This window comes from Microbacterium sp. HSID17254 (genome assembly GCF_003989315.1).
Taxonomy (GTDB): domain Bacteria; phylum Actinomycetota; class Actinomycetes; order Actinomycetales; family Microbacteriaceae; genus Microbacterium.
On record NZ_RBLT01000024.1, the window covers coordinates 1 to 18,015 of the forward strand.

General features: G+C 71.2%; 18 protein-coding genes. 6 read left to right on the forward strand and 12 right to left on the reverse strand.

Translation table 11 applies throughout. The features are described 5' to 3' along the window. The 4 genes from D8M34_RS12935 to D8M34_RS12950 all read left to right on the forward strand — a co-directional run. Positions 1 to 591: ROK family protein (locus tag D8M34_RS12935; RefSeq protein ID WP_126894213.1), on the forward strand; the 591-nt coding region annotated here is incomplete at its 5' end. Between the two features lie 103 nt (positions 592 to 694). Further along, positions 695 to 1,288: a short chain dehydrogenase gene (locus D8M34_RS12940; RefSeq protein ID WP_126894214.1), complete on the forward strand. Its 594-nt coding sequence runs from the start codon at positions 695 to 697 to the stop codon at positions 1,286 to 1,288. Beyond that, the gene (locus D8M34_RS12945) at positions 1,288 to 1,830 is read left to right on the forward strand and encodes a GNAT family N-acetyltransferase (protein WP_025104204.1); all 543 of its coding nucleotides are present in this window, start codon (positions 1,288 to 1,290) and stop codon (positions 1,828 to 1,830) included. The genes D8M34_RS12940 and D8M34_RS12945 overlap by 1 nt, the downstream gene beginning before the upstream one ends. 67 nt (positions 1,831 to 1,897) lie before the next feature. Then, positions 1,898 to 3,604 (forward strand): long-chain-fatty-acid--CoA ligase, encoded by a 1,707-nt coding sequence (locus D8M34_RS12950; protein ID WP_126894215.1) that lies wholly within the window; start codon positions 1,898 to 1,900, stop codon positions 3,602 to 3,604. Positions 3,605 to 3,613: 9 nt separating this feature from the next. On the opposite strand, the gene D8M34_RS12955 is transcribed toward D8M34_RS12950, so the two are convergent. Beyond that, a complete protein-coding gene (locus tag D8M34_RS12955) occupies positions 3,614 to 3,913 on the reverse strand; it encodes a chorismate mutase (protein ID WP_025104206.1) in 300 nt (99 codons plus the stop codon). 62 nt (positions 3,914 to 3,975) lie between these two features. On the opposite strand from D8M34_RS12955, the gene D8M34_RS12960 reads away from it, so the two are divergent. Beyond that, entirely contained in the window at positions 3,976 to 5,202 is a 1,227-nt protein-coding gene (locus D8M34_RS12960; protein WP_126894216.1) for an AI-2E family transporter, read from the forward strand. A gap of 157 nt (positions 5,203 to 5,359) precedes the next feature. Here D8M34_RS12960 and D8M34_RS12965 read toward each other — a convergent pair whose 3' ends face one another. From D8M34_RS12965 to D8M34_RS13010, 10 genes are all read right to left on the reverse strand, one after another. Next, positions 5,360 to 6,280, reverse strand: a complete 921-nt coding sequence (locus D8M34_RS12965) for an ABC transporter substrate-binding protein (protein ID WP_025104208.1) — start codon at positions 6,278 to 6,280, stop codon at positions 5,360 to 5,362. Between the two features lie 34 nt (positions 6,281 to 6,314). Next, on the reverse strand, positions 6,315 to 7,034 hold the full coding sequence (locus tag D8M34_RS12970; RefSeq protein ID WP_126894217.1) for an ABC transporter permease: 720 nt from the start codon (positions 7,032 to 7,034) through the stop codon (positions 6,315 to 6,317). Continuing rightward, complete coding sequence (locus D8M34_RS12975) at positions 7,031 to 7,714, reverse strand: ABC transporter permease (protein ID WP_025104210.1); 684 nt, start codon at positions 7,712 to 7,714, stop codon at positions 7,031 to 7,033. The genes D8M34_RS12970 and D8M34_RS12975 overlap by 4 nt, the downstream gene beginning before the upstream one ends. After that, complete coding sequence (locus D8M34_RS12980; protein WP_025104211.1) at positions 7,711 to 8,571, reverse strand: ABC transporter ATP-binding protein; 861 nt, start codon at positions 8,569 to 8,571, stop codon at positions 7,711 to 7,713. The genes D8M34_RS12975 and D8M34_RS12980 overlap by 4 nt, the downstream gene beginning before the upstream one ends. A 52-nt stretch (positions 8,572 to 8,623) precedes the next feature. Further along, entirely contained in the window at positions 8,624 to 8,926 is a 303-nt protein-coding gene (locus tag D8M34_RS12985) for a DUF427 domain-containing protein (protein WP_085604301.1), read from the reverse strand. Positions 8,927 to 9,061: 135 nt separating this feature from the next. Next, positions 9,062 to 10,498 carry a dihydrolipoyl dehydrogenase family protein gene (locus D8M34_RS12990; RefSeq protein ID WP_126894218.1) on the reverse strand — a complete coding sequence of 479 codons (1,437 nt, stop codon included), beginning with the start codon at positions 10,496 to 10,498 and terminating at the stop codon, positions 9,062 to 9,064. Positions 10,499 to 11,077: 579 nt separating this feature from the next. After that, on the reverse strand, positions 11,078 to 11,659 hold the full coding sequence (locus D8M34_RS12995; protein ID WP_025104214.1) for a biotin transporter BioY: 582 nt from the start codon (positions 11,657 to 11,659) through the stop codon (positions 11,078 to 11,080). Between the two features lie 75 nt (positions 11,660 to 11,734). Further along, positions 11,735 to 13,123 (reverse strand): MFS transporter, encoded by a 1,389-nt coding sequence (locus D8M34_RS13000; RefSeq protein WP_025104215.1) that lies wholly within the window; start codon positions 13,121 to 13,123, stop codon positions 11,735 to 11,737. Positions 13,124 to 13,191: 68 nt separating this feature from the next. Next, on the reverse strand, positions 13,192 to 14,295 hold the full coding sequence (locus D8M34_RS13005; RefSeq protein ID WP_126894219.1) for a lactonase family protein: 1,104 nt from the start codon (positions 14,293 to 14,295) through the stop codon (positions 13,192 to 13,194). Between the two features lie 5 nt (positions 14,296 to 14,300). Further along, positions 14,301 to 15,587, reverse strand: a complete 1,287-nt coding sequence (locus tag D8M34_RS13010) for an adenylosuccinate synthase (RefSeq protein ID WP_025104217.1) — start codon at positions 15,585 to 15,587, stop codon at positions 14,301 to 14,303. Positions 15,588 to 15,801: 214 nt separating this feature from the next. On the opposite strand from D8M34_RS13010, the gene D8M34_RS13015 reads away from it, so the two are divergent. Then, a complete protein-coding gene (locus D8M34_RS13015; protein WP_126894225.1) occupies positions 15,802 to 16,485 on the forward strand; it encodes a Pr6Pr family membrane protein in 684 nt (227 codons plus the stop codon). Between the two features lie 79 nt (positions 16,486 to 16,564). Here the strand turns inward: D8M34_RS13015 and D8M34_RS13020 are convergent, their stop codons facing one another. Then, a complete protein-coding gene (locus tag D8M34_RS13020; protein ID WP_126894220.1) occupies positions 16,565 to 17,926 on the reverse strand; it encodes an NAD(P)-binding domain-containing protein in 1,362 nt (453 codons plus the stop codon). Positions 17,927 to 18,015 lie beyond the last annotated feature (89 nt).

The following is an 18,015-nucleotide window of genomic DNA, read 5'->3' on the forward strand; positions in this document are numbered from 1 at the left end:
CTCGGTCTCGGCCCTCGACTCGCGGACGTCCTCGACGCGCCCGTCCACCTGTTCGACGACGCCGATCTCGTGGCCGACGCCGCGCAGCGGTTCGGCTCCGTCGGCACCGACTTCCTGCTCGTCCGCATCGGCACCCGCATCGGCACCGCGATCCGCGTCGTCGGCGACGACGGCGCCCCGGTGGAACGCTCCATCGGCGCCCGCGAGCTCGCGCACGTCGGTGCGGGTGGCGACCCCGGCGAGCTGTGCCTGTGCGGCCGCGACGGCTGCGTCCACGCGTGGGCCGCGGCTCCCGCGATCGCCCGGCGCCTGGAGACGCCGGGCGCAGACCACGCGACGGTGCTCACCGCCGCCGGCGCCCGGCTCGGCACGTCGCTCTCGGTCATCGCCGCCGCCGTCGACCTGCCCACGATCGTCCTGAGCGGTCCGGACGGGATCGTCTCCCCGGAGTTCGTGGACGCGACGGCCGCCGCGGTCCGTGCCGCCTCGCACCCCTCCCTCGGACCGACCGTGGTGCCGAGCGCGCTCGACGACGCCGTCCTGCTGGGCGCGGCGACCCGCGTGGTGGCCGCCGAGTTCAGCCCGCGCTGACGGACGCGCCCGTCATCCGTCCCCTCCCGCCCGGAAGGGATGGGAGACTCGATCCCGCGAGGCGGCCGTCCGTCGTCTCGATCCGTCCTGGGAGGGAATCCGCATGAAGGTACTCGTGATCGGCGCGACCGGCAGCATCGGCGGGGTGGTCGCCGCCACCCTCGACGTGCGGGGACACGAGGTCGTGCGGGCGTCCCGCTCCGGCGAGCAGAACGTGGACGTGACCGACCCCGCCTCCATCCGCAGCCTCTTCGAGCGGGTCGGCCCGGTCGACGCCGTCGTGGTCGCCGTGGGCTCCGTGCCCTTCAAGCCGCTCACCGATCTCGACCGCGACGACTATCTCGCCGCCTTCACCGGGAAGACCCTCGCGCAGCTCGACGTCGTGCGGGTCGCCCTCGACCACGTGACCGACGGCGGCTCCATCACCCTCACCAGCGGCGTGCTCGCGCGGGAGCCGATCGCGACGGGAGCGGCGGCGGCGATGGCCAACGGCGCCCTGGAGTCGTTCGTGATCACGGCGGCGGCCGAGGCCCCGCGGGGGATCCGCATCAATGCGGTCTCCCCCGACGTGCTGGCGAACTCCCCCGGGTACTTCTCGGCCTTCCCCGGCCACCGCCCTGTCACCGACGACGAGGTCGGCCAAGCGTACGTGCGCGCGGTCGAGGGCATCGTCTCGGGGCGGGTGCTCCCCGTCTGATGGCGCTCTCCCTCACTCCCGTCCCCACCCTGACCACCGAGCGGCTGGACCTCGTGCCGCTCGGACCGGAGCATCTCGACGGCACCTGGGCGGCCCTGCAGGAGCCCGAGGTGCTGCGGCTGACCGGCACCCACGCGCGCTTCACCCGCGAGGGCGTCGAGACCTGGCTCCGGTCGCTCGCCGACCGGGACGACCGGGCGGATTGGGCGATCCTCCGTCGCGACGACGGCGCGCACATCGGCGAGGTGGTCCTCAGCGACCTGGACGAGGACAACGGCTCGGCCGGTTTCCGCATCGCCCTCGCCGGCCCGCGGTGGTTCGGCGCCGGATACGGGACCGAGGCGACGCGCGCGGTCATCCGGCACGCCTTCGACACCGTGGGACTGCATCGCGTGGAGCTCGAGGTGTACGCGTTCAACCCGCGGGCGCAGCGCGCCTACGAGAAGGCCGGGTTCGTCGTCGAGGGCCGGCGTCGGGAGGCGCTGCGCTGGGACGGCGAGTGGGTCGACGCCATCGTCATGAGCGTCCTCGCGGACGGGTGACTGCACGCCGAACGGTGGTGAGCGCAAGGGGGAGGCGGAGCACAGGTCCGTGTCGGAAGATGAGGGCATGACCGACGCGCCGCTGTCTTCCCGTCCCTGGCTCCGCTCCTATGCCGAGGGCGTGCCGGCCGACATCGACGAGCCGACGCAGACCCTGCCGCAGATGCTGGCCGCCGGCATCCGGCGGTATGCGCGCCGCCCCGCCCTCGAGTTCTTCGGTGCCGTGACCACCTACCGGGAGCTCGGCGAGCAGATCGACCGCGCCGCGGAGGGACTCCGCCACCTCGGGGTCACGAAGGGCGACCGGGTGGCGCTGGTGCTGCCGAACTGCCCGCAGCACGTCGTCGCGTTCTACGCGGTCCTGCGCCTCGGCGCGATCGTCGTCGAGCACAACCCGCTCTACACCGCGCGGGAGCTGCGCCACCAGTTCGAGGACCACGGGGCCCGCGTCGCGATCGTGTGGGACAAGGTCGCCGACACCGTCGCGGGGTTCCCCGACGACCTCCGGGTCGGCCACATCGTGAGCGTCGACCTCACGGCGGCGATGCCCCTGTCGAAGCGCCTCCTGCTGCGACTCCCCGTCCCGAAGGCCCGGGCATCGCGGGCGAAGCTGACCGGCACGCCCCGCGCGCGGCACCTGACGCCGTGGAAGAAGCTCGTGTCGCACCGGCGGCTCCCCCGCCGCACCCCCGGGCCGTCGCTGGGCGACACCGCCGTCCTGCAGTACACGAGCGGGACGACCGGGATCCCCAAGGGCGCCATCCTCACCCACGCGAATCTGCGGGCCAACGCGATGCAGGGGCGGGCCTGGGTGCCAGGACTCCGCGACGGCGAGGAGACTTTCTACGCCGTGCTTCCGCTCTTCCACGCCTACGGACTCACCCTGTGCCTCACGTTCGCGTTGAGCATCGGGGCGAAGGTGGTGCTGTTCCCGGCCTTCGATGTGAGCCTGGTCATGGACGCCGCCCGCACGAGCCCGCCGACCTTCCTCCCCGCCGTCCCGCCCATCTACGACCAGCTGGCCCGCGCGGCCGCCCGCGGCACGGTGGACCTCTCGACGGTGCGGTTCGCGATCTCCGGGGCCATGAGCCTCCCCGTGGCGACGGTGCGACGCTGGGAGGAGGCCACCGGGGGACTGCTCGTCGAGGGGTACGGGATGACCGAGGCCTCCCCGGTCGCGCTCGGCAACCCGATGGGTCCGACGCGGCGCCCCGGCACCGTCGGCGTCCCGTTCCCGAGCACGGAGATCCGCGTCGTCGACCCCGACGACCCCGATGTCGACGTGCCCACGGGCGAGCCCGGTGAGCTGCTGCTGCGCGGACCGCAGGTCTTCCAGGGGTACTGGGGGCGCCCCGGCGATACGGCCGAGACCCTGTTGCCGGACGGCTGGCTCCGCACCGGCGACATCGCCGAGGTCTCTCCCGACGGGTTCGTCACCATCGTCGACCGCCGGAAGGAGCTCATCATCACCGGCGGCTTCAACGTCGCGCCCAGCGAGGTGGAGAGCGCGCTGGAAGCCCACCCGGACGTCGTCGCCGCCGCCGTCGTGGGGCTCCCTCGGGCGAGCGGCGGCGAGGAGGTCGCCGCGGCAGTGGTGCTCCGCGAGGGCGCGGCGGCGGACATGGACGGGCTCCGCGACTTCTGCCGCACCCACCTGACCGCCTACAAGGTGCCGCGCCGGATCACCGCCGTCGACGACCTCCCCCGGTCGCTCATCGGCAAGGTGCTGCGGCGCGAGGTGCGCGACCGGCTGCTCGCCGAGCGCGGGGCCTGACGCTCGGGCTCAGCGCCCCTCGGCGGCCTCGGTATGGTGGCGGATGACCTCGGCCACGACGAAGTTGAACCACTTCTCCGCGAACTCCGGGTCGAGGTGGGCGTCCTCCGCGAGCGCGCGGAGCCGGGCGACCTGCTGCTCCTCACGGTTCGGGTCGGACGGCGGCATCGCGTGCTCGGCCTTGAGGTGGCCCACCTGCTGTGTGGCGCGGAACCGCTCCGCGAGCAGGAAGATCAGGGCCGCGTCGATGTTGTCGATGCTCGCACGCAGCCGGAGCAGTTCGGCCTTCGGATCCTCAGCGGCAGTCATGCCCCTACTCTAGAGCCGCGGATCACCCGGCCTCCGACGAGGGGCACCGCTATCGTGTGCTCATGAGCAACGACCAGTCGCCGGCCTCCGCTCCGCACGACGGCCAGGGCGGTCCCGCCCCGGACTCCGTCCCCGCCCCCGTCGACGCCGCGCTGGTCGGAGCCGCGGTGGAGGCGCCCGATGCCGCCGCGAAGCCGTCCGTCCCCGTGGTGATCGAGCCGACCACGCCCAGCCGCTCGTTCTGGACGCGGATCGATCGGCCGTTCGTCTTCGGGTTCCTCGTGACCCTCGGAGGCCTCGGGGCGATCGTGATCGGCAGCGCGCTCTACAACCTCTCCACCGTCCTCATCTACATCGCGCTCGCCCTGTTCGCCGCGCTCGGCCTCGACCCGGCCGTCCGCTTCCTCGAACGCCGCGGTATCTCCCGCGCGCTCTCCGTCGTGGTGACGATCCTCGCTCTCATCGTCGTCGTGGCCCTCGTCCTCTGGATGATCGTGCCCATCGTCGTCGATCAGATCGCGGGGTTCGTGAAGTCGGTCCCCGGCATGATCCAGGACTTCACGAAGTCCGACCTCTACGCCACCCTCAACAACCAGTTCGGTGACCAGTTCCAGGACCTCGTGTCGGAGGTGCAGAAGTTCCTCTCCGACTTCGGCAACCTCGCGACGATCGGCGGCGGGGCGCTCCAGGTGGGCGCGTCCATCGCGAGCGGGATCTCGGGCGCGATCGTGGTGCTCGTGCTGACGCTGTACTTCCTCGCGACCCTGCCGGCCATGCGCCAGGGGATGCTGCGTCTCGTCCCGGCCCGCGACCGCGACCGCGCCGGCGACATCTCCCAGCAGATCACCGATTCGGTCGGCGGCTACGTGATGGGGATGGTCATCCTCGCGTTCTGCAACGCGACCCTCGCCCTCATCCTCTACACCGTGCTCGGCCTGCCGTTCCCGCCGCTCATGGCCGCGATCGCCTTCTGCGTCACACTCATCCCGCTCGTCGGCTCCGTGCTGTTCTGGATGATCGGCACCATCCTCGCGCTGTTCACGAACCCGATCGCCGCGCTGGTCTTCGCCGCGATCTACCTCGTCTACATGCAGATCGAGGCGTACGTGCTCACCCCCCGGGTCATGAACAAGGCGGTGGCCGTGCCGGGCTCGCTCGTCGTCATCGGCGCCCTCGCCGGCGGCACGCTCCTCGGTCTGCTCGGCGCCCTCGTGGCCGTGCCCGTCACCGCCTCGATCCTCATCATCGTCAAGCAGGTGGTCGTGCCGAAGCAGGACTCCCGCACCTGACCCCACCCCTGCACAACTTCGGAGATCCGAGGCGACACGCCGTGAGCCCAGGGTCCTCCGCGGCGTGTCGGGCGAGATCTCCGAAGCTGTGCACGCGGCGGTCGAGAACGACGAAGCGCCCGACCCCTGAGGGCCGGGCGCTTCGCGGGGAGACGACTCAGATGAGGTCGTTGTCCGTCAGCCACTGCTTCGCGATGTCCTCCGCCGACTTCTGGTCGACCGTGCTCTGCACGTTGAGGGCGACGAGCTCCTCGGCGGTCAGCTTGGCGCTGATGCCGTTGATGACGTCGGCGATCTCGTCGGCCACGTCGCTGGAAGCGATCGGGACCACGTTCGAGGCCAGGATGATGTTCTCCGGGTCTTCCAGCGCCACGATGTCCTCGGTCTGGAAGGCCGGGTCGGCCGAGTAGATGTCCGCGACCTGGATCTCGCCGGCGAGCAGCGACTCCAGCGTCGTGGGACCGGTGGCCGAGAACGCCAGGTCGACGCCGTAGACCTCCTTGGCCGCGGCGGGACCGTACGGACGCTGCTCGAACTCCGGAGCCGCGCCGATCGTGACCGGGGTGGTGACGTCCGCGAGGTCGGCGATCGAGGTGAGGTCGTTCTCCTCGGCGAAGCTCTTGAGCACCGTGTAGGTGTCCTGGTCGGAGGCCTCGGCGTAGTCGAGCGCGGTGAGGCCGTCCGGGAGCGCGTCCTTCAGGGCCGCGTAGACGTCGTCCGGGCTGGTGGCGGTCGCATCCTTGTCCAGGTACTCGAGCAGGTTGCCCGTGTACTCGGGGAACAGGTCGATCGCCCCGGACTCGACGTCCGGCATGTAGGCGTCGCGCTGGCCGATGCTGAACTGACGGTCGACGTCGAAGTCGGCGGCCTCGAGCGCCTGCGCGTAGATCTCGGCGATGATCTCGTTCGAGTAGTAGGCCTGCGAGCCGATGACGATGGTGTCGCTGCCCCCACCGTCGCCGGCGTCGTCGGTCGGCGCGTCCAGCGGGTTGCTGTTGGCGCAGCCGGAGAGGGCGAGGGCGGCGGCGAGCGCGACGCCGCCGGCAAGGGCGAGGCGGGACTTTCGTGCAGTGAACATGGACTTCCTCTTCTCTGGGGGACGATGCTGTGGTTCAGGCGGGTGCGGCCGCGCGGGCGGTTGCCCGAGCGCGGCGGCGTTGCGGACGGGTGCGCACACCGCGGGGCACCGCGGCGTGCTGGGCGAGCGCGAGCAGGAGGTCGACGAGGAGCGCGAGCACCGCGACGAGGATCGCGCCGCCGAGCACCTGGTCGAAGCGGCGGAGCGGGATGCCCTGGATGATCGGCCAGCCGAGGCCGCCGAGGTTCACGTAGGCCGCGATCGTCACCGTGGCGATGACCTGCAGCAGCGCCGAGCGGAGGCCGCCGACCAGCAGCGGCATGCCGAGCGGCACCTCGACCTTCCAGAACACCTGCCAGCCGGTCATCCCCATCGCCCGCGCCGCGTCGATGGTGCGGCGATCGACCGCCTCCAGGCCCGTGTAGGCGCCGGCCAGCAGGGACGGGATCGCCAGGACGACGAAGGTGATGATCGCCGCGAGGGGCGTGCGCAGCACCCCGAGCAGGAGCACCAGCAGCACCATGAGGCCGAAGGACGGGATGGCGCGGGCCGCTCCGGAGACGGCGACCGCGATCTCCCGCCCCTTCCCGGTGTGCCCGATGAGCCAGCCGAGCGGTACGGCGATCACCGCGGCGATCAGCACGGAGACCACCGTGTAGAAGACGTGCTGGCTGAACAGGACGGGGAGCGAGTACGTCCCGACCCAGCGGTCGGGAGAGAACAGCCAGGCGAAGGCCTCGGTGAACACGTTCATGCGGCCGTCCTCAACGTGATCGTCCGCCGCGCAGCGGCAGGGGTGGCCGCCGCCCGCGTCCACGGCATGAGGGCCCGCCCGAGGAGGACCAGCAGGAGATCGATGACCAGGGCGATGACGACGACGGCGACGATGCCGGTGAAGACCTCGGCGAGGATGCGGCGCTGGAGGCCGTTCGTGAACAGGTAGCCGAGGTTCGTGACGCCGACGAGGATGCCGACCGTCGCGAGCGAGATGGTGCTCACCGCCGCCACTCGGAGGCCCGCGAGGATGACCGGCCCGGCGAGCGGGAAGTCGACCGTCCAGAAGCGGCGGAACCCGCCGTAGCCCATCGCGACCGCCGACTGCCGGATCGCGGGGTCGACCGAGTCCAGGCCGTCGGACACCGCGCGGACGAGGATCGCGATCGCGTAGATCGTCAGGCCGATGACGAGGTTGGCCGGGCTGCGCGCCGGGTAGCCCGCCACCGACGGCAGCAGGATGAGGAGGGCGAGGGAGGGGATCGTGTAGAGCAGCCCGGTGAGGACGATGACCGGACCCTTCACAAGCTGATAGCGCCAGGCCACCCACCCCAGCGGGAGCGCCAGCACGAAACCGAGCACGATCGCGATCGCGCTCTGCTGCAGGTGCACCGCGGTGAGCTCGAGGATCAGCCCGAGGTTGTCGCCGACCCAGTTCACGGGGCCGCCTTTACCGTGTCGGCTCCGTCGACCACGCCCTCCGGCGCATCGACGATCGCCCCCTGCGTGCGGCCCTCGGAGTCGACGACCACGGTTCCCCGCGGGGTCTGCTTGAGGTGCAGCGCGCGGCGGCCGCGGTCGGCCCCGATGAAGGAGGAGACGAAGTCGTCGGCCGGGTTCTCGATGATCTCGCTGGGGCTGCCGACCTGCACGATCCGGGCGCCCTTGTCGAGGATGACGACCTGGTCGCCGAGGAGGAAGGCCTCGTCGATGTCGTGCGTGACGAACACGACCGTCTTGTCGAGCTCGTGCTGCAGCCGCAGGGTCTCCTGCTGGAGGTCGGCGCGGACGATGGGGTCGACCGCACCGAACGGCTCGTCCATGAGGAGGATATTCGGATCGGCGGCGAGCCCGCGGGCCACCCCGACACGCTGCTGCTGACCACCCGACAACTGACTCGGGTACCGGTCGGCGAGCGCCTGGTCGAGGCCGACGGTCGTGAGCAGCTCGCGAGCACGCTCGTGCGCCTGCGCGCGCTTCACTCCGTTCAGCCGCAGCACGGTGGCCACGTTGTCGATGACGGTGAAGTGCGGCATGAGCCCGGAGTTCTGCATCACATAGCCGATGCGCCGGCGCAGGGCGACCGGGTCGCCCGAGAGCACGCTCTCCCCGTCGATCTCGACCTCTCCCGACGTCGGCTCCACCATGCGGTTGATCATCCGCAGCAGGGTGGTCTTGCCGCAGCCGGACGAGCCGACGAACACGGTGGTCTTGCGGGAGGGCAGCACGAGGCTGAAGTCGTCGACGGCGAGCGTTCCGTCGGGGAAGCGCTTCGTGACGTTGCGGAACTCGATCATGAGGGTGTCTCTCCGACGGTCGTGCGGACGTGCGGTCGTGGGTCGTGTGGGACTAGGCCGAGACCTCGACGCCCGGGGCGAAGGCGACGTAGCCGGAGAAGTCCTTGCCGACCCGGTCGAACGCCGACGGGTACGGGTGCGGGTACGACCACGCGAGATCCTTGTGCAGCTCTCCGTCGACCTGGACGGAGTAGTACTGGCACTCGCCCTTCCACGGACAGGTGTACGGCGTGGGGCTCTCGACGAGGACGTCCGGCGCGACGGCTGCCGGCGGGAAGTACCAGTTCCCCTCGATGCGGATGAGGTCGTCCTGGTCGGCCTCGGCGATGACGTTTCCTGCGAGTACAGCCTTCATGGTCCTGCCTCCTCGGATGTGGGTTCGAGCGTATAAGACGGGTGCGACATCCGGCACGGGGTTGCGCGCGTGGTCGTCAATCTGGGACACAATGCGCGTTCTGTTCGTCACGCGACCGGGATCGGATTGCCCGGATCAGGCCGAGTCGCGGCCGTAGCCCTCCAGCAGCCGCAGCCAGATCTCGCTGATCGTGGGGTAGGAGGGCACGGCGTGCCAGAGTCGGGCGATCGGGACCTCGCCGACGATCGCGGTGGTCGCGGCCTGCACGAGCTCGGCGACCTCGGGGCCGACGAACGTCGCACCGATCACGACGTCGCGGTCGGAGTCGACGACCAGGCGCGCCTGCCCGGCGAAGCCGTCCTCGTACAGGCTCGCGCCCGCCACCCACCCGAGGTCGTAGTCGACGACGCGGACGGCGGTGCCGGCGTCCTTCGCTGCCGCCTCGGTGAGTCCGACGGACCCGACCTCCGGGATCGAGAAGGTGACCTGGGGCACCGCGGCGTGGTCGGCCGTGGCGACGTGACGGCCCCAGGGCGCGTCGTCCACCGCGTCGCCCTTCGCCCGCGCGACGATGACGTCGCCCGCGGCGCGCGCCTGGTACTTGCCCTGGTGGGTCAGCAGCACGCGGCCGTTGACGTCGCCGACGGCGTACAGCCAGTCGTGCCCGGGGACGCGGAGGGTGTCGTCCGTCTCGATCCAGCGGCCCGGCTCGAGTCCGACCGCGTCGAGCCCGATGTCGGCGCTGCGGGGAGAGCGTCCGGTCGCGACGAGCACCTCCGCCGCGGTCACCGTCTCGCCGTTGTCGAGAGTGATCGTGACCCGGTCACCGTCGCGGTGCACCGCCGTCGTACCGGTGTCGGTGCGGACGTCGACGCCGAGCTCACGCAGGCCGTCGGCCACCCGCTCTCCGGCGAAGGGCTCCATCCCGCCCAGCAGCCCGCTGCGCGCGAGCAGCGTCACCGACGAGCCGAGCGCGGCGTACGCGGTGGCCATCTCGACCGCGACCACGCCGCCGCCGATGACCGCGAGACTGTCGGGCAGCTCCTCGGCGCTGGTCGCCTCGCGGCTCGTCCAGGGCGAGGCCTCCCGCAGACCCTCGATCGGCGGGATGACCGCATCCGAACCGGTGCTGATGGCGACCGCGTGGCGCGCGCGCAGCACCCGGGTGCCGCCGTCCTGGTCGGTCACCGTCACCTCGCGCTCGCCGGTCAGCCGGCCGTGCCCCCGGGCGAGGTCGATGTGGGCGGACTCCAGCCACTTCACCTGCCCGTCGTCGGACCAGTTGCTCGTGAAGGAGTCGCGACGCTCGAACACCGCGCGCACGTCGAGGGAGCCGGTCACGGCCTGCGCGGCGCCGGCGACGTGCTGCGCGGCACGGAGCGCCTGGGCCGAGCGGAGCAGCGCCTTCGACGGCATGCACGCCCAGTACGAGCACTCCCCGCCGACGAGCTCGCTCTCCACGATGATCGCGGTGAGACCGCCCTGCACGGCACGGTCCGCCACGTTCTCCCCGACCGGACCACCGCCCAGCACGATGAGGTCGTATTCGTCGGTCTTGTCGGCAGCAGTCATGCTCGCCCCTCTCGTGGCCGCGGCGGTCCGTGGCCCAGTCTCGCTCATGAGGAACGTCGAGTCACGGGTGAGTTGTTCCCGTCCGCCGATATGCCCGTCCTTCCCGTTCGGTTCCCGGTTCCGATGTTCCGGGTGCACGACCTGGATGCACGACGTTCCTTCCTCCGACGTTTCGGATGCACGACCTGAGGACGGCCGCACGACTCGGACGGGACGATCCCCCGGCAGCCGTCCCCCGGTCGTGCATCCGAAACCTGAACGACCGGGACTGCCCGGACCAGCCCGGGGGTGGTTCGATCCCAGCCGAGTCGTTCTTCGTGGTCCCGTCAGAGAGGTCGGGTCAGAAGGGTCCGGTCAGAAGGGTCCGGTCAGAAGGGTCCGGTCGGAAGGGTCGGGTCAGAAGGGTCGGGCAGACGTTCCGGATGCACGACCTCGGGACGGATGCACGACCGGGACGGGGCGATCCGCCGGCAGCCGTGTCCTGGTCGTGCATCCGCAACAGGACCGACGGAGTCGACGGGACAGACGGAGTCGACGGGACGGACGGTGCCGACGGGACCGTCCGGGACCGTACTGGGGTCAGGCGACGACGGCGGGGCGCGCGGGACGCGTGTCGGCGAAGGCCCGGGGATAGGCGCGACGGAGGGCCACGACGATGAGGGTCGCCGCGGTCACCTTGATGAGGTCGCCCGGGAGGAAGGCCAGGGTCGAGAGGGCCGTGAGGTCGAGGGGAACGCCGGTGACGAGGGCCTGGACGGGGATGCCGAAGGCGTAGACGACGAGCACACCGCCGACGAGGGCCGCGAGCGCGGTACGCCACCAGGTCGGGCGGCCGGTGCGCATCAGGAGTCCGATGACGACGACGCCCGCGATCCAGCCGAGCAGGTACCCGGCCGTGGGGCCGACGAAGACCCCGAGACCTCCGCGTCCGCCCGCGAGGACGGGAAGACCGACCGCCGCGAGCACGAGGACGAGGGCGACCGACCACGGTGCGACCCGGGGGCCGAGGACGAGACCGGCCAGCATGACGGCGAGCGTCTGTCCGGTGATGGGCACCCCACCGGGCAGCGGGACGACGACCGTGCCGAGCACGATGATGAGCGCGGCGAAGACAGCGACGCGGCCGAGGGTCGCGGAGGTGTCGCGGGGGGTGGATGCCATCGGGTGTCCCTTCCTGAACGGTGTTCACCTGAACACCGTTCACCAGGGTAGGGGCGCCCGCACATCCCGCGCAAATCACTCCGCAGCGGGCTCCACACTCCTGGTCCGCGGGGCGAGGACGGCCGCCGCCGCACCGATCACCGCGGCGAGCGCGAACACTCCCGCGAACGCATCCACTCCGGCAATGGCCCCGAGCGTGACGAAGAGCGAGCCCGTGACGGCGAGGGCGAGCGCGCTTCCGAAGGAGTCGGCCACGGTCATCGCCCCGCTGTTGAACCCCTGCTCCGCCGGGGAGGACATCGCGAGGACGAGCGCACTGGATCGCGGGCTCATCAACCCCATGCCCGCACCCGCGACGACCCAGGCGAGGGCGGCGAGCAGCGGGGTGGCCTGCGTAACCGTGATCGCCAGGATCAAGGCGATCCCGATGACCACGAGGACCGTCCCCACCCGCACCGCGGTCACGCTCGACAGGCGCTCGCCCATCCGCCCCTGGACGGTCGCCGCCGCCGACCAGGCGAGCGCACCCCCGGTCAGCGCGAGCCCGGCGAGGGTCGGCGACAGCAGGTACCGATCGGTGAGCAGGTACGGCAGGTAGATCTGCGCCCCGAAGAACGCCGCCGCCCCGAGACCGCGCACCAGGATCACCGACGGCAGGCCCCGGCGGGCGATGAGCGCGCCCCGCGGAAGGAGCGGGCGCACCGCCGCGATCGCGATCACGACCGCGGCCGCCGACAGGAACGGCCCGGCGACCGGGACCTCGCCCACGAGGTCGAGGGCGAGCACGGCGGAGGCGGCGAGCACCGACCACCCCAGCCGTCCGAGAGCCCACGGCGTGGTGGCGTCTCCGCTGCGCGCGAGGCCGCGGAGGGCCGGGACGACCATCAGCAGCGCGAGCACGACGAGCACCACGACCCCGAGGAAGACCCAGTGCCAGCTCCATACCTCCGTGACCGCACCCGCGATCGTCGGACCGATCAGCGAGGGGATGACCCACGCGGCGGCGAACCCCGCGAAGATCGCCGGATGCAGGGACGTCGGGTACACCCGGGCGACCACGACGTAGAGAGCCACCATGAGTCCGCCGTTGCCGAGCCCCTGCGCGAAGCGTCCCGCGACGAGGACCTCCATGGTCGGCGCGAGCCCCGCGACGAGCAGTCCCACGGTGAACAGGGCGACGGACGCGTATAGCGGCGCCACGGGGCCCCGCCGATCGGACCAGTTGCCGGCGACCACCATGCCGATCACGCTCGTCGCGAGCGGTCCGGCGAAGGCCAGCGCGTACAGCCGCTCGCCGTCGAGGTCGGCGCTGACCGCCGGCATCACCGTGGTGACCGCCAGCGATTCGAAGGCGCCGAGGAACACGAGGGCGCACGCGCCGATCGTGATCCAGACGTACTCGCCGCCGAGGATGCGGGACGGGGCGGGCGTGGACGGCGCGGTGCGCCCGGTCTCGGTCGTCATGAGGACGACGCTAGAACCTCAAGAATGGTTGAGGTCAAGTCCCGGATGGACGCAGGTCCGGAAGGGAGTCAGCGGAGCGGGAGGATGCTCGTCGGCGCGGGAGCCTGCGCCTCGTGCCGGACTCCGAGCGGTGCTCCCGTCCGCTCGTCGAGGTCGAGCAGCGTGACGGTGTCGGAGCGCTGACCGGCGACGAGGAGCTTGCCCTGGTAGACGAGGTGGTGTCGCGGCCAGTCGACTCCGGAGTCGGCGAGCGCGACCGGCTCCAGGGCATCGCCGCTGCCGCGCACCCGCAGCGCCGCGATGGTGTTGCTGCCACGGAGGGCGGTGTAGAGGAACTGACCGTCCTTGGAGCGGGTGAGCTCGGCAGGGAAGTCCACGCCGACCTGCGCGATGGGGCTGGCCGGAGCCGAGGAGACGACACCCCAGGTGCCGTCGGCGGCGGCCGCGAGCGTGAAGACCTCGCAGGAGTACTCGGTCACGACATGCAGGTGACCGCTCGGATGCACGACCATGTGGCGCGGACCGGTGCCGCGCGGGAGCACGACCTCCTGGTCGAGGACGAGCCCGGGGCCCTGCAGGCGCCAGAACCGGACGAGATCGAAGCCGAGGTCGGTCGTCGCCACGCGGCCGTCCGGCAGGAAGGCGGCGGCGTGCGCGTGAGATGCGCGGCCCGTGGCGCCGTACGGGTCGACCGCCGCGATGCCGTCCCCGGCGGGCGTGGCGGGGGCCGCATCCGGGTCGCCGTCGCCGAAGAGGGCGGCACGCAGGGCTGCCGCCGCATCCTCCTTCGCCGGCACGAGACGACCATCCGCGGCGAGTCCGAAACGGACGACCCGCCCGTCGCCGTAGCAGCTGGCGACGAGCGTCTGGCCGTTCGGCGACACCGCGAGATGACAGACGCCGTCCCCCGTCGCCACCGGATCGCCGAGCGGCGTCAGCGCCAGCTCCCCCGTGCGCGCGAACGCCTGCAGGGCGGCGTCGCCCTCCAACGCCGCGTACACGACGTCGAGGGACGGATGCGCCGCCAGCCACGACGGCGACGGCGTCTGCGTCACGGGTCCGCGGTAGGCGAGCGTCGCGGCCTCACGGCCCTCGTCGCCTGCCAGCACGCCGATCCCCTCGGCGGAGCCCTCCATCGCCGGGCCGTAGCCCCCGAGCCAGAACCGCGTCATGCCGGTCAGTCGAGCAGGTCGTGGCGCACGATCACCTGATCGCGCTCCGGACCGACGCCGATCACCGAGATGCGCGTGTTGCTCATCTCCTCCAGCGCGAGCACGTAGTCCTGCGCCGTCTGCGGAAGGTCCTCGAAGGTGCGCGCGGTCGAGATGTCCTCGCTCCACCCGGGGAAGTACTCCAGGATCGGCTTCGCGTGGTGGAAGTCGGTCTGGTTCACCGGCACCTCGTCGAACCGCTCCCCGTCCACGTCGTAGGCCACGCACACCGGGATCTTCTCGAGCCCGGTGAGGATGTCGAGCTTCGTGAGCACGAGGTCGGTGATGCCGTTGATGCGCGTGGCGTACCGCGTGATGGGGGCGTCGTACCAGCCCACGCGGCGCGGACGCCCGGTCGTGGTGCCGAACTCGAAGCCCTGCTTGCGCAGCCACTCGCCCTGCTCGTCGAACAGCTCGGTCGGGAACGGACCGGAGCCGACGCGGGTCGTGTAGGCCTTGACGATGCCCACGATGCGGTCGAGGGCGCCGGGGCCGACCCCGGAGCCGGTCGAGGCGCCGCCGGCCGTGGCCGAGGACGAGGTGACGAACGGGTAGGTGCCGTGGTCGATGTCGAGCATCGTGGCCTGGCCGCCCTCGAACACGACGACCTCGCCGCGGTTCAGGGCCTGGTCGATGAGGTAGCCCGTGTCGGCGACCATCGGGCGCAGACGCTCGGCGTAGGAGAGCAGGTCGTCGACGATCTCGTCGCAGGTGACGGCGCGGCGGTTGAAGACCTTCACCAGGAGGTGGTTCTTCTGGTCGAGGGCGCCCTCGACCTTCTGGCGCAGGATGTTCTCGTCGAAGAGGTCCTGCACGCGGATGCCCACGCGGTTGATCTTGTCGGCGTAGGCCGGACCGATGCCGCGGCCGGTGGTGCCGATGTTGCGCTTGCCGAGGAAGCGCTCGGTGACCTTGTCGAGTGTGCGGTGGTACTGGGTGATGATGTGCGCGTTGGCGCTGACCTTGAGCCGCGAGACGTCGATGCCACGGGCGGACAGGGCCTCCAGCTCGGAGAAGAGCACCTCGAGGTCGATGACCACGCCGTTGCCGATGACCGGGTTCACGCCGGGCGACAGGATGCCGGAGGGCAGCAGGTGCAGGGCGTACTTCTCATCGCCCACGACGACGGTGTGCCCGGCGTTGTTCCCGCCGTTGAACTTCACCACCCAGTCGGTGCGCTCACCGAGCAGATCGGTGGCCTTGCCCTTTCCTTCGTCTCCCCACTGCACGCCGACGATAACGATTCCTGGCATGGGTAACCCCTTGGCTTTCGCCGGGTTTGCACCGGCCGATGAGCTGGCCCTCTTCGGGCGCTCCCATCCTATCGGCAGGCCTCGGACAGCCCCCGGGAAGGCCGATACGGGACGGAATACGCACCTTCCCGGGGCCGCGGAGGCACCTTTTCGGTCCCGCATCGTGCCGGGCGGGACGGCAGAGGGGGCCGCTACAGTGGCGACGGAGGTGGCGATGACGCGGTGGTGGCTCTATGTCCGACTCTCGGCGGCGGCGCTCGCGGTGGCGGCGATCGTCGCGCAGCTCGTGCGCACGCTGGAGATCGCCCTCGCCGCGGACACCGCGTGGGGCGCGCACCTGCCCACCGTGTTAGCGAACTTCTTCAGCTTCTTCACGATCCTCTCCAACGTGCTGGCCGCGGTGGTGCTGGCCGTCGGCGGGATCTGGGGGCTGACGCACCGCGACGCGAGAGTCGAGCCGACGTGGCTGGCGACGCTGCTCGTGTGCGCGAGCACCTACATGATCGTCACGGGCGTCGTCTACAACACGCTGCTCCGCGGGATCGCGCTGCCGCAGGGGGCCACGGTCGCCTGGTCGAACGAGGTGCTGCACGTCGTCATCCCGCTCGTCCTGCTCGCCGACGTGCTGTTCGCGCCGCGTCGTCGTGCCCTCGGCTGGGGCACCGTGGGGATCGCCGCGATCTTCCCCATCGTGTGGGTGGTCTACACGCTGCTCCGCGCGAACCTCGTGACCGCACCCGCGACCGGGAACCCGTGGTGGTACCCGTACCCCTTCCTCGATCCCGCACTGAACGGCGGCTACGGCGGCGTCGCGCTCTGGGTGCTCCTCATCGCCGCGATCATCCTCGCCACGGCCGCGCTCGTCGTGGGGATCGGGCGGCGTCGGGCCCGGCCGTGACCCACCCCTTCCCGTGCGCCCCACCCCCTTGCGGACGTACGAAAAGGGGTGGGACGACCGGAAGGGGGTGGGTCGGCGATCAGACGAGGAGCGCGTCGGCCTCGAGATAGCGCTCGAGGGAGTCGTCGAGCTCGTCCAGCCACGGGGTGTGGTGTGCGGCGGCGAGCGTCCCGGTCATGACCGAGGGGTACACGCGGTCGCGGTAGCCCATGATGTCGGCCTTCTTGTCCCGCTTCCAGGCGAGGAAGATCTCCACGACGCGATCGAGGTCGAACGCCGGATAGTCGGTGCACTCCAGCAGGTCGCGAATGTAGTCGGCCTGGAAGCGGATCTCCGTCGCCGCCGAGTCGATCTCCGCGAACCGCTTCCGCCACGCGGCGATGGACGCGGCGCGCTCGCCCTCGTCGGGCAGGGCGATCCGGCCCAGGATGACGTCGCGCACGAACCACGCCTGCGCGTCGAACATGTTGAACGTGAACCACTGGTCCTGCGCGCCGAGGTAGGCGAGGCGCGGGTTGCCCTGCCAGAGCACGCCCCGGTACAGCCCGTCGGGGTAGACGTTGTTCGGCGAGGACAGGGCGAGCTCCGCGGGCAGGAACGGGTACTTGTGCAGGTAGCCGGTGCAGAGGATGACCGCGTCGACCTCCTTCGAGGTGCCGTCGGCGAAGTGCACGGTGCGGCCCTCGAAGCGCTCGACGCACGGGCGCTCCTCGAAGCCCTCCGGCCAGTCGTAGCCCATCGGCGCGGTCCGGTAGCTCGCGGTGACCGAGCGGGCGCCCATCTTGAAGGCCTGGCTGCCGATGTCCTCCGCCGAGTAGCTCGACCCGATCACGAGCACGTCCCGCCCGGCGAGGGCCTCCGCGCCCCGGAAGTCGTGCGCGTGGGCGACGGATCCGGGGAAGGTCTCGATGCCGTCGAAGTGCGGCACGTTCGGGAAGGAGAAGTGTCCGCTGGCCACGACGACCCGGTTGAACTCCTCCGTGGTCGTGCGCCCGGTCGGCAGGTGCTCGCTGGTGAGACGGAACACCTCACGGTCCTCGTCGAACTCCACCCAGCGCACCGCGGTCTCGAAGCGGATGAGGTCGCGCACCTGCGTCTTCGCGAGGCGCCCGGCGATGTAGTCCCACAGCACCGGACGCGGCGGGTACGACGAGATCGGCCGTCCGAAGTGCTCGTCGAAGGTGTAGTCGGCGAACTCCAGGGCCTCCTTCGGGCCGTTCGACCACAGGTTGCGGTACATGCTGGAGTGCACGGGCTCGCCGTACTCGTCCAGCCCGGTGCGCCAGGTGTAGTTCCACTGGCCGCCCCAGTCGGCCTGCTTCTCGAAGCAGACCAGTTCGGGGATCTCCGCCCCCGCACGGGCTGCGGATTCGAAGGCCCGCAGCTGCGCCATCCCCGAGGGGCCGGCGCCGATGATCGCTACTCGTTCACTGTTCGTCACGTATCGTCCTCAAACTCTTCCGTCATGTATCGGGCGCAGCCGTATCCGGGAGAGGAGGACAGTTCTTCCCCGGTGGGAGCGGAACGCTC

What these genes read in the sequence shown, in the direction of transcription:
- D8M34_RS12965 (WP_025104208.1), bottom strand. Translation starts at nt 6,280, where the DNA reads ATGTTCACTGCACGAAAGTCCCGCCTCGCCCTTGCCGGCGGCGTCGCG.
- D8M34_RS12980 (WP_025104211.1), bottom strand. Translation starts at nt 8,571, where the DNA reads ATGATCGAGTTCCGCAACGTCACGAAGCGCTTCCCCGACGGAACGCTC.
- D8M34_RS13010 (WP_025104217.1), bottom strand. Translation starts at nt 15,587, where the DNA reads ATGCCAGGAATCGTTATCGTCGGCGTGCAGTGGGGAGACGAAGGAAAG.
- D8M34_RS12985 (WP_085604301.1), bottom strand. Translation starts at nt 8,926, where the DNA reads ATGAAGGCTGTACTCGCAGGAAACGTCATCGCCGAGGCCGACCAGGAC.
- D8M34_RS12960 (WP_126894216.1), top strand. Translation starts at nt 3,976, where the DNA reads ATGAGCAACGACCAGTCGCCGGCCTCCGCTCCGCACGACGGCCAGGGC.
- D8M34_RS13015 (WP_126894225.1), top strand. Translation starts at nt 15,802, where the DNA reads ATGACGCGGTGGTGGCTCTATGTCCGACTCTCGGCGGCGGCGCTCGCG.
- D8M34_RS12950 (WP_126894215.1), top strand. Translation starts at nt 1,898, where the DNA reads ATGACCGACGCGCCGCTGTCTTCCCGTCCCTGGCTCCGCTCCTATGCC.
- D8M34_RS12940 (WP_126894214.1), top strand. Translation starts at nt 695, where the DNA reads ATGAAGGTACTCGTGATCGGCGCGACCGGCAGCATCGGCGGGGTGGTC.
- D8M34_RS12970 (WP_126894217.1), bottom strand. Translation starts at nt 7,034, where the DNA reads ATGAACGTGTTCACCGAGGCCTTCGCCTGGCTGTTCTCTCCCGACCGC.
- D8M34_RS12990 (WP_126894218.1), bottom strand. Translation starts at nt 10,498, where the DNA reads ATGACTGCTGCCGACAAGACCGACGAATACGACCTCATCGTGCTGGGC.
- D8M34_RS13000 (WP_025104215.1), bottom strand. Translation starts at nt 13,123, where the DNA reads ATGACGACCGAGACCGGGCGCACCGCGCCGTCCACGCCCGCCCCGTCC.
- D8M34_RS13005 (WP_126894219.1), bottom strand. Translation starts at nt 14,295, where the DNA reads ATGACGCGGTTCTGGCTCGGGGGCTACGGCCCGGCGATGGAGGGCTCC.
- D8M34_RS12955 (WP_025104206.1), bottom strand. Translation starts at nt 3,913, where the DNA reads ATGACTGCCGCTGAGGATCCGAAGGCCGAACTGCTCCGGCTGCGTGCG.
- D8M34_RS12945 (WP_025104204.1), top strand. Translation starts at nt 1,288, where the DNA reads ATGGCGCTCTCCCTCACTCCCGTCCCCACCCTGACCACCGAGCGGCTG.
- D8M34_RS12995 (WP_025104214.1), bottom strand. Translation starts at nt 11,659, where the DNA reads ATGGCATCCACCCCCCGCGACACCTCCGCGACCCTCGGCCGCGTCGCT.